Raw genomic sequence first — 13,198 nt, 5'->3', positions numbered from 1 at the left:
TATGGCAGGTAAGGTTGTGAAAAAATTATGAAAATTTTACATTATTTTTTGGGTTTTCCACCGTATCGTACGGGAGGACTTACAAAATATAGCATGGATTTGATGAATGCGCAAATTGAGAGAGGCAATATTGTAATAGCATTATGGCCGGGTACGATGAAAAAATTAACAAAAAATATATCCATTCAACAAAATAAAAGCGTTAATAAAATTATAAATTTTGAGTTGATTAATCCGCTTCCAGTATCACTTGATGAAGGAATAGTGAAATTTGATGCCTATATGCAATCATGTGATGAAAATATATTTGTAGAATTTCTAAAAAAAATCAGTCCAGATGTTATTCATATACACACTTTGATGGGACTATATAGAGAATTTGTCTATGCAGCAAATAAACTTAATATTAAGACAGTATTTACTACACATGATTATTTTGGTATTTGTTCAAAGGTTACTTTGTATAAAAATGGTTGTGCTTGCGAAAATGATAATAATTGTTTTGACTGTATTGCTTGTAATGAAAGCGCATTATCATTAAAGAAAATCAGGGTAATGCAATCTCCATTATACCGCAAACTAAAAGATTTTGTCTTGGTAAAGAAACTTAGAAGAAATCATAGAAAGAAGTTTTTTTCTGAAAAAGAATTGCTAGAAAAAAAAGATAATGATAAAATTAAAAATCAGGCAGAGAATTATCAAAAACTTAGACTATACTACATTGATATTCTAACTCATATTGACGTTATTCATTATAATTCGACATTAACCAAGGATGTTTTTGAGAGGTTCTTAATACCGAAAGACAGTAAAATAATTTCGATTACACATAAAGATATTTCAGATAATAGAAGAAGTAAAAAGACTAAATCACATATTTTACGTTTAACATGCTTGGCACCGACTAAGGCATTTAAAGGATTTACGGTGATGAAAACGGCACTAGATGAATTGTGGGAAAATGGAAATCATTCTTTTGAACTAAAGCTGTTTGACCAAGTTCAAAATCCGTCCCCATATATGAAAATAAAAGAAAATGGTTATAATTATAATGAATTGCCCCAGATTTTAGCTGAAACTGATTTGGTACTTGCCCCTAGTGTTTGGTATGAAACATTTGGATTTACAGTACTGGAGGCGATTAGTTATGGAGTTCCAGTTATTATCAGTAATAATATTGGGGCCAAGGATATAATTGGAAATGGAGGAATTGTTGTGCAAGCTGGATCGGTACAATCTCTAAAAGATACTATCTCATCTTTAAATGATGAGATAATTAATAATTTAGTTAATAATATAAGAGAAAATGTAACGGTTAAGACTTGGGATCAGTTTTTAGATGAAAATGAGAACCTTTATATTAATTAATATGCTGATAATTTCAGGAAGTAATGTTATAGGAATTTGCAATCAAAAAATAACTTTGTAAAAATCGTTGCTTGATAATGTAAGAAAAGAGGAGGTAAGTTATGATTAAAATTGTTTTTGTTGTCTTACATTATGAAACTGTAAGTGACACAATGGATTGTTTAAACTCTTTGTTGAATTATCTTAGTAGAGACTACGTTGATGTAGTAGTTGTTGATAATGGATCAAAACGAGGAAAATTAATTGAATTAGCTGAAATATATAGCTCATATAGTCAAATTCACTTTTTATATTCAAAGGAAAATTTGGGTTTTGCAAAGGGCAATAATATAGGTTATAAATATGCAAAATATGATTTGAAAGCTGAGTTAATTATACTTGCAAATAATGATTTGATTTTTAAACAAGAAAATTTTATAGATATATTAGTGGAAAATTATGAAAAAACTCATTTTGATGTCGCAGGTCCGAAGATAATTTCTTTAATGGACAACTTAAATCAAAACCCAGTGCCAAGACTTTTTTGTACAAAGAGGGAAGTACAGAAAAAAATTGTTAAATTAATGATTTTATATATTACAAGTTATTTTAACTTTGATTTAATTTTAAAAAAAATTTTTAGTAGTGGAATTCACAGATTTGATAGTGATACTGATTTAGGGGATTTTCAATTACATGGAGCATGTATGTTTTTCGGAAACCAATACATTAAAAGATATGATGGCTTATATAACAAAACATTTATGTATGGTGAAGAAAATATTTTAAAATATATTGTGGAACGAAATAGATTGAATATGCAATATATCAAGGAAGTGTCGGTTTTTCATAAGGAAGGGTCATCAACACAGGCAATGTGGGGAAAAGGTAAAAAAAATAGGCAATTTTATTATAAGTGGAATGCACATAGCTGTATACTATTAAAAAAAATCATGATGAATAAAGAATTCTTAGAATTTATTTAGTGTTAACTTATTTTATATCTCATATAGTGACTCAGAAGAAATTTAGATTTGTAAGATTGAAGAATAAATATAAAACATGGTAAAAAAAGGAGTACGATAGGTGAGCATCAGAAAAATGCAAGTAATTTTATTAGGAGTCCTAATACTGTTAATGCCGTATCATTATATACTTTTTGCAGTACTATTCAAAAACATTTCTATCTTCAAATTGTGGCGTGACATTATAATGATTTTAATTATAACTTTGGGACTGGTTAAATCAAAAAGAATCAGATATGATAGCTCGTTGATTATTGACCTTTTATTTGTTTTGTGGAATTTTTTTTATATAGCAATCGCTCCCGATAAATTTAAAGCTATTAATATAGCTAGAGTTTATTTAATACCAATATTGTTATTTCATACTGTTAAAAATTTATACTTGAGTAAACATGAAATTCAGAAGATTGGGATAAAAGTAATGTATAATACTATTATTATTTGTGCTTATGGACTTGTACAAGCATATATATTAGGTCCTTCATTTCTGATTAGACTAGGATATGGTAAAAATGGTTCTCTTCAGGCAGCATATTATCTATCTAATTATAGCGGTCATATATTAGGGAGAAATATACAGCGAGTAGTTTCTACATTTTCATCTGCTAATATTTGTGCATTTTATTTGTGCAGTATTTTTATATTATTTTTGTTTGTAAAAGATTATATTAATGTTAGTAGACAGGTATACAACGTATTTATGTGTCTTCTTATTATAACTATTATATTGACTTTTTCTCGATCTTCATGGTTAGCCATTGGCATAGCGTTAATTGTTTCGGGAAGAAAACAATTAAAGAAATTCATTGTTAGAAGAATGAATATTATTCTTACATTATTTTTCACTGCTTTAATCGCACTTTTTGCATCAAACTCAATTAGAAATGCATTAATCCATATTCTTATGAGTTCGTTTAGTGGAACTGATACATCTATAGTTAGCCATTATTCTACAATTGAAAATGCTATTAAATTAATTCGTAATAATCCAAGTGGTTTAGGCCTTGGTGAGAATGGACCAAGAGCACTGAATTATGGCAATTCAAATCTTGTAGAATCCTCTTTTTTATTAATGGCTTTTGAATATGGAGTTATTGGGGCTGCATTTTTTTTGTATGATTATATATTCCTTGCTGTTGGAGCTATAAAAAACAGAAAGATTGATAAAAAATCATCTGAACTTAGTTTATGCCTCATTATTTTTACGCTTATAGCCTATTTTAATATACCCTATGTACAAGAAATAGAATGTACAAGTTTATTTTTTATTTTCTGTGGGATAGCGTATTGTAAAATTTACACTAAACGAAATATGGCAAGATTTAAAAATCATATTATAGATGATTTATAGAGCTTAAATTATATTTATAGGATTAATAATGGTCTGGAGGTAAGCACTAGGTTTGTGCTGATATATATGAATAATAAAGTTGAAAAATATATTGACTTATATAAAAGTATGTTTGGAAAAAGAGATAAGAATTTATGGATTTTTGGCTCATGGTTTGGAGATAAGTTTGCAGATAATTCTAAATATTTGTTTTTAGAAGCCTCTAGACTAAAAAACATACGTTCAGTATGGGTCAGCAGAAATATTCAGATAGTAAATGAGTTACGTCAAAAAAAGTATGAGGCATATATTGTTGATTCTGAAGAAGCAATATGTCTTCAGAAAAAAGCTAAATTTTTCTTTGTCAGTACGGGAATTGAAGATTGTTATTTTTCAGCAGTTGGCAATGCAGTGGTTATAAATCTTTGGCATGGTGTTCCTCTGAAAAAAATAATGTATGATGATAAGATTGCATTTAATAAAAAATCGCTATATGAGCGTGGTTATGTGGGGGGGATTCTTAGAAAAATTCCACTTAGAAATACATTTATTACATCTACTAGTACAACTGTACAGCAAATTTATCTAAGTTGTTTCAGAAAGGATGTGAAACATGTGCCTATCTTGGGTCAACCTAGAAACGATATGTTTTTTGATAAAACGTTAGGAGATGATTTACATACGAAATTAGCTAACGAAAAGAAAATTATTCTGTATATGCCAACTCATAGAAATTCTGGGAATAGCAAGATAGAATGTAATAAAGTTTTTGAAATGCAGAAACTTGATGCTTTTTGTAAGGCAAATAATTATGTCTTTTTAATTAAAAAACATTACTACCATGCAAATGAAGTAGAAGAATTGGAGGATTATGAAACAATAAGTGATGTTACTCAACAAGATTTTGATTCACAAGAATTACTTAGCTCTGCAGACATCCTAATTACAGATTATTCGAGTTGTTATATAGACTATCTTTTAATTAATAGACCAATTATTTTTTATGATTATGATTTACAAGACTATCTAATTAATGATAGAGAGATGTATTTTAGTTATGATGATGTAACGCCTGGATATAAAGCTGGTGGTTTTATGCAATTAATGGAGTATTTGAGAGTTATTATTGAGCAAGGTGTTGATATTTATGCTGATGAACGAAAACGGGTATGTAATGTATTTTATGATAAATCTTGTCAAAATATAGTAGGTACTAAGATAATTGATTTTATTTTGGGGTTTGATAAATGAGATCTTTATTTAATATACTAAAAAATAATAAAGAATATAATATACCTTTGCCTGTCAGAGCTTCGATTTGGTTTACAATTTGTAGTATTATGCAAAAGGGAATTGTTTTATTAACAACACCTATTTTTACACGGTTATTAACAACAGATCAGTATGGCGTATATACAATATATCAATCATGGTATCAAATTATTGCTATCTTTGCAACACTTAATATGTATATGGGGGTTTATAATAATGGTGTAACTAAATTCCCTAATGATAAAAATCGTTATACATCGACATTGCTGGGCTTATCTACAGTTATCACCGTATTAATATTTATTGTCTTTGCAATAAATATTAATTGGTGGAGTGATTTATTAGATCTAACGCCTTTACTCTTAGGCGCTTTATTTGTGCAATTGCTTTTTGACACTGCTTTTCAATATTGGGCTGCTTTTCAAAGATATAGTTATAATTATCGGCCATTAGTCGGGGTTACGATTATAATAGCTATTATTAGTCCTTTGCTTGGTATTATATTAGTTCTCATATCTTCTCATAAAGCTGAGGCAAGAATTTTATCATTTCTGATTGTTCAAAGCTGTGTTGGAATAATTTGTTATATTTACATAATGGTAAAAGGGAGGAGATTTTATCTAAGAAAATATTGGAAATATGCTTTGGTTTTTAGTTTACCATTAATTCCGCATTATTTATCAGGAACAATATTAAACCAAGCTGATAGACTTATGATTGCAAGTATGGTTGGTAAGAGTGAGGCTGCTATATATAGTGTTGCTTATACCGTAGCGATGATGATGACTGTTATTACTAATGCTATAAATAGTTCTTTTATACCATATTCTTTCAAAGAGTTAAAACGAAATAGTTATCAGAGGATTCGTAAAAGTTCAGAATTTTTACTGTTATTAGTAGCAATCCTTTGTATACTTGCAATGATTTTTTGCCCGGAGATTATTTCAGTTTTCGCAAGTGAAGAATATAGTGATGCCATATGGGTAATGCCTCCAATTGCCGCTTCAGTATTTTTTATGTTTTTATATACATTATTTGGAAATATAGAATTTTATTATGAAAAGACGAAATTTGTAGCCATATCCTCATGTTTATCTGCGGTCATTAACATAATACTTAATAGTATTTTTATACGTATTTATGGTTATTATGCAGCAGGGTATACTACACTTGTATGCTATATATTGTACAGTTTAATGCATTATTTATTTTATAAGAAAATTATAATGCAAAAGACAACTATGAAAGGGATTTACAATGAGCGATTAATATTCTTATTATCTTTAGTGATACTAGTGATTATGTTATGTATGACTTTTTTATATAAATATACCGTAATTCGTTATTGCAGTCTTTTAATTTTGATAATTAGCTTTATTCATTGGAGAAAAGAGATAATCGAAAAAGTGAAAGAAATAAAAACTATGACATAATCTTTTTTAATATATTGCTGAAAGAAGGCGTAATATTTTGCAAACAAAAATTTTGAAAGTTGGATCAGGAACTATTAACACTGTTGGGGAGGTCTTGTCAACGAATAATTATTTTAGGAAAATCCTCTACGTTTCTGATCCTATAGTAGATGGATTATACGGGGAAATTGTTAAAGAACAAATACGAAATATCGGAAAACTTAAAGTTGAATTTGTTGATTACAACACGATATCATATGCTATGTCCATTGCAGAAAGGGTAATTGCTACGGATGTTGACTGTATTATTGGTATGGGCGGTGGAAAGGTATTAGATGTATGCAAATATGCGTCATACATATCTAAGCGTCCATTTCTTTCAATTCCTACTACGGTGGCCAATGATGGCATTGCATCTCCTATTGCTGTGCTGAAGCGAAAGGATGATAAACCAAAGAGTTTAGGCTGTTCAACGCCGATGATGTTACTTGTTGATACAGATATAATCGCAAACGGTCCGATTCAGTTAGTAAAAGCAGGAATTGGTGATACGATTTCAAATTATATGGCATTATTAGACTGGGATTTTGCTTGTAAAAGAGGAAAAGATGAAATGAATGGATACGCTTACATGATGTCTACTACTTCGTTAGATGCATTAATGAAAACTCAGTATAATTCAATATGTAAAGAATTTATTGAGGTGCTTGTAAATTCAATTATTTTATCTGGAATTGCTATGGAATTTGCAGGCAGCAGTAGACCCGTAAGTGGTTCTGAGCATCTGTTTAGTCATGCACTTGATTATTATAGTAGAAAGAAAAATCTACATGGACTTCAAGTTGCGTTGGGAACTGTTGCTGTACTTAAGTTAATTGGTCGTTCTCAAGATGATGTGATTAATTATTTGAAACGATTTGATGTTAATGTTAATCCAAAAACACTAAATATTGATGAAGAAACATTTATTTTCTGCATGCAAAATTCAATAAAAATGAGAAATAATCGATATACTTATATGCATGAAATTGAATTATCGAGAGAAAAGTTAAAAAAAATATATAAAGAATTAGAGGAGGAATTATAGTATGAAAGCAATGATTTTAGCAGCAGGATTAGGTTCAAGACTAGCACCAATAACTAACTATTGTCCAAAATCTATGGTTCCAGTAAACGGTAAGCCGATTTTAATGAAACAGATTGAAAATTTGCAAGAAAATGGAGTGACAGATATTACCATTATTACCGGATATAAGGCGGAAATTCTTGAAGGGGCGGTACATTCTAAATATCCTGAGATTAAGATTATTTGTAGTGAATACTATGAAACTACGAATAATATGTATTCTGCATACCTTGGCCGAGATGCTATGAATGGTGAAGGCTTCCTGATGATGAATGCAGATGTTTTTTATGATGCATCTATCATTACTGAATTAATAAAATTTGGAGCACCGAATGCTATTGTGACAGATATTGGAACTTATCTTGAGGAATCTATGAAAGTTGTTGAGGTGGATGGGCATCTTGTAAAAATATCAAAGAACATTCCATCTGAGGAAGCCTTAGGAGTTTCTATAGATGTGTATAAATTTTCTGCGGAAGGAGCAAGTGCATTTTTCAAAAAGTGCTCAGAATATATTGATGTACGGAAAGAACTGAAATTGTGGAGTGAAATTGCGTTAAATGATATTTTAAGTGAAGTTGTATTTATGGCCTGTCCTCTTGCAGGACGTTGGCTAGAGATTGATAATCATAATGATTTGGCTTTAGCAGAAAAATTATTTAAAAAATAATGGGTGGAGAATAATGGATACTTATTGTATGAAAAGTACAGATTTTTTGGGAAAAGATGCATTAATACTTAAAAAGAAAAAATTATTTCTTTTAGATATGGATGGAACAATTTATAAAGAGGATAAGCTTTTTGATGGTACGCTAGAGCTACTTAATGAAATTCATAACATTGGAGGAAAATATGTTTTTATTACCAATAATTCATCAAAATCTGTAAAGGATTACATACTAAAAGTAAAACGTTTAGGTATAAATGCAGATGAAGATAACTTTTTTACTTCTTCGCAGGCTACTATTTTTTTCTTAAAAGAAAATTTTCCTAATAAAAAATTGTATTGTCAAGGGACAGAATCATTAATTAAAGAGTTAATTGAGGCGGGTATGGAAGTTGAGACGGAGTATTCAGATAATGCAGAAATTATATTAGTTGGATTTGATACGGAACTGACATCATTAAAGATATGGAACACATGTAAGATGTTACAAAAAGATATACCATATATAGCTACAAATCCAGATTTTGCATGTCCTGTAAGTTTTGGCTTTATTCCAGATTGCGGATCTATTTGCTTGATGTATGAACAAGCTACAGGAAAGAAGCCATTATATATTGGTAAGCCTGAACCCACCATGGTTAATATTGTTCGAAATAAATTAAAATATAGTACAGAAGAAACGGTTGTAATTGGAGATAGACTATATACAGATATTGCAAGTGGAATTAATGCGAATGTCACTACAATTTGTGTTCTTACTGGGGAGGCATCTATTAAAGAAATAAGGGAAGGAAACATAAAGCCAACCTTTACATTCCAATCTATAAAAGAAATTTATGGAATAATGCGTAATTAAAATATATAGACCTAAAACACTATGTTTTAACCAAGGAAATGAAAATAATATATTTAATTTCTTAATTATAAGTACTACATAATCTACTGTAGTGTCATTTAATTTCCCTTGCCTCCCCAGCTGCTCTTTAAGTAAACACTAGCCACAAAGATATATGGAAAAGAGCCGGTGAGCTTGCGACTTCTCCACGTTTCAATGTGTTTATTAAGCTTTTTTATTTAAACTACTTGTTGTTCCTAGTGAAACTTTAGTTACCAATAATGCCTCCGAAATAACCTCAACGCGGCGGACAGAAACACTTGAGAGATACATTTCAATGAGAGTTTCTTCAACAGAGTATTCTCTATGGTTATAGCGCTCAATAATGGCAGTTTCAAACGGTACGCCCTTTAACTTTGGCGTCTTTAATTTAACCCTACCATCTGTGGTTTGAAAGTTCATGCTGTAATGGGAATAGTTATGGCTAAGATGATGGACTACAAAAATGAAATGAAGTTTTATAGAATCCTGAAAAGCTGGATTCTTGGTTAGAAGCAATGCAAAAACCTTATAGCTAGAAGGATAGTACTATTTGACTTTTTTAGAGGTAAAAAAATCATAAAGAGTAATACCTACTTTATGTAGCAATTACTGAAAAACTTGCTATAAAAGAATAACTATGCAATTATCATAAATGCATAGTTATTACTATAAAAAATTATGAAATTCTTAATTGTTCATTATCTACGTATCTGCTAAAATAGATATAGATTTGTACCATTTATTGATGATGTAAGTGTGTAGTATGGAATAGGAGCAAAAATATGTACCAAAAGAGAAAGTCATTGGAGAAATTTCTTTTATTATTAATTGATATTATAGCCATTTGGATCAGTAGTGGAATAGCGTTTGGTTTACGATATGGTTTTTTTTATGGTAGATTTAGTCATATAGACCAAATTTGGCAGATATCACTTATTACTTTATTATATGTGTTGATAAACTTCTTTACAGACATTAATTACCATTTTTTTAGAAGAGGATATTTTGATGAATTAGTGTCTCTTATCAGTAGTCAGTCTATATTTACTATATTATGGATATTAATTTTATTTTTATTTCACAGAACTGGTGATTTATCACGATTGGTATTTGGTTACTTTATTGTAGCCAATGTTGTTCTTACATTTATATTTAGAATTTTATTTAAGCAATATATGACCCGGATTTATAAAACAAGTAAATACAGCAACCGACTTTTATTAGTATCAACATCGACTCAGGTTGATACTGTGCTTGGAAATCTGCTTGGATACAATGAATGGAATCGTATTTTGGTAGGTGTAGTACTGACAGATAAATACCAGATAGGTGAAGCAGTATGTGGATTGCCAGTTGTAGCAGACAGAACATCACTTCTTGATTATGTAGTTCATCATAACGTTGATGAAGTTTTTATAAATGATAATAATATAATGCACGAACCTATACTTAAAGAATGGATAACGGAACTTGAAAATATGGGTGTCATTGTTGATTTGAATATAGATATTTTCAATATTCCATCAAGTGGTAAAAAAGTGTTAAACAGAGTTGGAAAATATGCTGTAGTTACTTTTGCCAGAAATATATTTTCAAATAGGCAGATATTGGCAAAACGAATGTTGGATATTACAGGTGGTCTAATTGGAATGATTATACTTGGAATAGCTACAGTTATTGTTGCTCCTGCCATCAAACTTGATTCACCAGGACCTGTTTTCTTTGGGCAGACGCGAGTTGGGAAAAATGGTAGAAAATTCACTTTTTATAAATTCCGCTCTATGTATCAGGATGCAGAACAAAGAAAAAAAGACCTTATGAAAAAGAATGAGGTGAAAGGTCTTATGTTTAAAATGGAAGACGATCCCAGAATCACTCGGGTTGGAAGATTCCTGCGAAATACAAGTATAGATGAACTGCCACAATTCTGGAATGTTTTAAGAGGCGATATGAGCCTTGTAGGGACAAGACCGCCTACAGTTGACGAATTTGAACGTTATGAGGCGAAGCATAAATGCCGTCTGAGTATGACACCTGGGCTTACCGGCTTATGGCAGATCAGCGGTCGTAGTGATATCAAAGATTTTGATGAGGTGGTTAAGCTTGATATGCAGTATATAGATAATTGGTCCATTTTACAGGATATTAAAATAATAATATTGACAGTTTGGGTTGTTTTAACAGGAAAAGGATCTCATTAAAGTACAATACAACATTACATCTTAGAGGAGAGAACAATGGACAACAAAATATACGAACAGGAAATTGATTTAAGGGATCTTATGTTTGCAGTATTCAAAAAGTGGCGATTGATTGTACTTTTTGCATTCATATTTTCAGTATTTCTGGGTGGGTATAAATGTATAAAAGAGTTATTGAATCAAAATAATGAAGAATATGTTGCCGAATTAAAGGAACAGTATATAACGGATCAGATGAAATACAAGCAATCAAAAAAAGGATATGAGAGTGACATAGAAAGTATTAATGCAAGCATTACTAATCAAGAAGAGTATAAGGAAAAGTCAGTACTGCTTAAAGTAGATCCTTATAATAAGGGAACTGCTTCCGTGGATGTGTTTGTAAAAATGTCAGAGATACCTGAAAATTCTGGCATTACAGTTACATCTGTAGATTATGCAGACGGTGTGGTTAAAGCATATGCTTCAGCAATACAACAGGGCGGATTTTTAGAGGATATTTCCAGAGAAATGGGAATTGAGCTCATTTACTTAAAGGAATTGATTACTGTTACAACAGATTACGACAGTAATATGTTAAATGTAAGCGTAACATATACAGATAAAGAAGGAGCAGGTAAAATACTGGATGTAATTTTGAAAAATCTCAAATCTATGTATCCTGATATACAAGAACATCTTGGGCAGCATAATTTAAGCATAATGAATCAGAACGTCGGGTTGATGACTGATCAGACATTAGCAGATTACCAAAAGCTGAAGGTGGAGGATTTAACTGCTACAAATAAAAAGTTGGAAGATACAGAAAAAGCTTTAAAGGGATTGGAAGAACCCGCTGAGCCAGTAGCATTATCCAGAATGTCAATTATAAAAGAAGGCGTGAAGTACGGAATATTAGGCTGTTTTGTCGGTGCATTTCTTGTTGTTTTCTGTGTATGCATTGCATATGTCATGAATGGTAAAATAAATACAGATGAAGATCTAAAGAATCGTTTTGGTCTTAAGCATTTGGGTGGTTTCGCGCAAACTAGAGTAAAGAGGGCACTTTCTGGAATTGATATGTGGCTGGATAGGCTGGAAGGAAGAGAAATAATATCAAATGAGACGATTGTTGATATTATTTCAGCCAATATTCTTGGTATGATAAATAAGGGAGAATCAATATTTCTGACAGGAATGGTTGAGGAAGCCCGACTTGCTGATCTGACTGAAAAACTTCAACAGAGATTATCAGAAATAAAACTTGGATTTGGAATTGATATTCTTCATAGTGCTGTATCTCTGCGAAACCTACAACAGTATGATACTGTTATATTCGTAGAATTACGTAAACAAACAAAGTTAAGAGAAATTGAAAAAGAAATAGAATTAGTTCGTAATATGAAAAAGGAAGTTTTGGGATATATTGTTATGCATTCCAGTAAATAAAAAATCTTTTATATTGATGGCGGAGAAGAGCAGACGTTATAGCGTCCTCTTCTCCGCTATTTCTATTTGTCCACACCTCAGTTTGATGGTGACAGCCATATCATGATGATAGTGTCGATAGTGTCAAGATTTTTTCGCAAATTGTATTTTAGCCGTTAGGTAGCCGGTAGTCAGCCGGCTATGATATCAGACTGATTCTGGAGATCCAATTCTTTCAGATGCTCCATATTCATGTAGCGCTTGGCACCCCATTGGGTTCCAGCTACGTGTCGCAGTCTGGCACATACAAGCATTAAAGCACTTTGCCCATCAGGAAAAGCGCCAATAGCACGGGTCCTACGTTTGATTTCCCGGTTCAGACGTTCAATGGTATTGTTAGTGCGGATTCTAGTCCAGTGTTGGCTGGGAAAATCCATATATGTTAGGGTTTCCTCGATTCCATCTTCGACCTTTTTAGCGTAAGCGCTTAATAAAAGAGTGCCTTTAAAAATAAAAACAGGATCAGTTATAACA

General features: G+C 31.1%; 11 protein-coding genes and 1 pseudogene. 10 read left to right on the top strand and 2 right to left on the bottom strand.

The window, feature by feature from the left end; translation table 11 throughout:
- Window positions 1-27 precede the first annotated feature (27 nt).
- The 8 genes from ABS301_RS07760 (at window position 28) to ABS301_RS07725 (ending at window position 9,035) form a co-directional block, all read left to right on the top strand.
- A complete protein-coding gene (locus ABS301_RS07760) occupies window positions 28-1,368 on the top strand; it encodes a glycosyltransferase (RefSeq protein ID WP_349671675.1) in 1,341 nt (446 codons plus the stop codon).
- A gap of 101 nt (window positions 1,369-1,469) precedes the next feature.
- Entirely contained in the window at window positions 1,470-2,333 is an 864-nt protein-coding gene (locus tag ABS301_RS07755; RefSeq protein WP_349671674.1) for a glycosyltransferase, read from the top strand.
- 100 nt (window positions 2,334-2,433) lie between these two features.
- The gene (locus ABS301_RS07750; protein WP_349671673.1) at window positions 2,434-3,723 is read left to right on the top strand and encodes an O-antigen ligase family protein; all 1,290 of its coding nucleotides are present in this window, start codon (window positions 2,434-2,436) and stop codon (window positions 3,721-3,723) included.
- A gap of 66 nt (window positions 3,724-3,789) precedes the next feature.
- A complete protein-coding gene (locus ABS301_RS07745; protein WP_349671672.1) occupies window positions 3,790-4,953 on the top strand; it encodes a CDP-glycerol glycerophosphotransferase family protein in 1,164 nt (387 codons plus the stop codon).
- Window positions 4,950-6,407: a lipopolysaccharide biosynthesis protein gene (locus ABS301_RS07740; RefSeq protein WP_349671671.1), complete on the top strand. Its 1,458-nt coding sequence runs from the start codon at window positions 4,950-4,952 to the stop codon at window positions 6,405-6,407. Before ABS301_RS07745 ends, ABS301_RS07740 begins: the two co-directional genes overlap by 4 nt.
- Before the next feature lie 37 nt (window positions 6,408-6,444).
- Complete coding sequence (locus tag ABS301_RS07735) at window positions 6,445-7,473, top strand: iron-containing alcohol dehydrogenase family protein (RefSeq protein WP_349671670.1); 1,029 nt, start codon at window positions 6,445-6,447, stop codon at window positions 7,471-7,473.
- 1 nt (window position 7,474) lies between these two features.
- Window positions 7,475-8,182, top strand: coding sequence for a phosphocholine cytidylyltransferase family protein (locus ABS301_RS07730; protein WP_349671669.1), 708 nt, complete (start codon window positions 7,475-7,477; stop codon window positions 8,180-8,182).
- A 28-nt stretch (window positions 8,183-8,210) separates the two neighbouring features.
- On the top strand, window positions 8,211-9,035 hold the full coding sequence (locus ABS301_RS07725) for an HAD-IIA family hydrolase (protein ID WP_349671668.1): 825 nt from the start codon (window positions 8,211-8,213) through the stop codon (window positions 9,033-9,035).
- Between the two features lie 107 nt (window positions 9,036-9,142).
- On the opposite strand, the pseudogene ABS301_RS07720 reads toward ABS301_RS07725, so the two are convergent.
- A pseudogene (locus tag ABS301_RS07720) lies at window positions 9,143-9,485 on the bottom strand (transposase); the annotation flags it as partial.
- Window positions 9,486-9,838: 353 nt separating this feature from the next.
- On the opposite strand from ABS301_RS07720, the gene ABS301_RS07715 reads away from it, so the two are divergent.
- Both ABS301_RS07715 and ABS301_RS07710 read left to right on the top strand, forming a co-directional pair.
- Window positions 9,839-11,257 (top strand): sugar transferase, encoded by a 1,419-nt coding sequence (locus ABS301_RS07715; RefSeq protein WP_349671667.1) that lies wholly within the window; start codon window positions 9,839-9,841, stop codon window positions 11,255-11,257.
- Window positions 11,258-11,293: 36 nt separating this feature from the next.
- Window positions 11,294-12,685, top strand: a complete 1,392-nt coding sequence (locus tag ABS301_RS07710; protein ID WP_349671666.1) for a YveK family protein — start codon at window positions 11,294-11,296, stop codon at window positions 12,683-12,685.
- Window positions 12,686-12,855: 170 nt separating this feature from the next.
- Here the strand turns inward: ABS301_RS07710 and ABS301_RS07705 are convergent.
- A partial coding sequence (locus tag ABS301_RS07705; RefSeq protein ID WP_349671665.1) for a transposase occupies window positions 12,856-13,198 on the bottom strand: 343 nt, incomplete at its 5' end.

It is taken from the genome of Lacrimispora sp. (assembly GCF_031982545.1).
Taxonomy (GTDB): Bacteria; Bacillota; Clostridia; order Lachnospirales; family Lachnospiraceae; genus Lacrimispora.
This window is presented reverse-complemented; position numbering and strand designations above follow the sequence as displayed.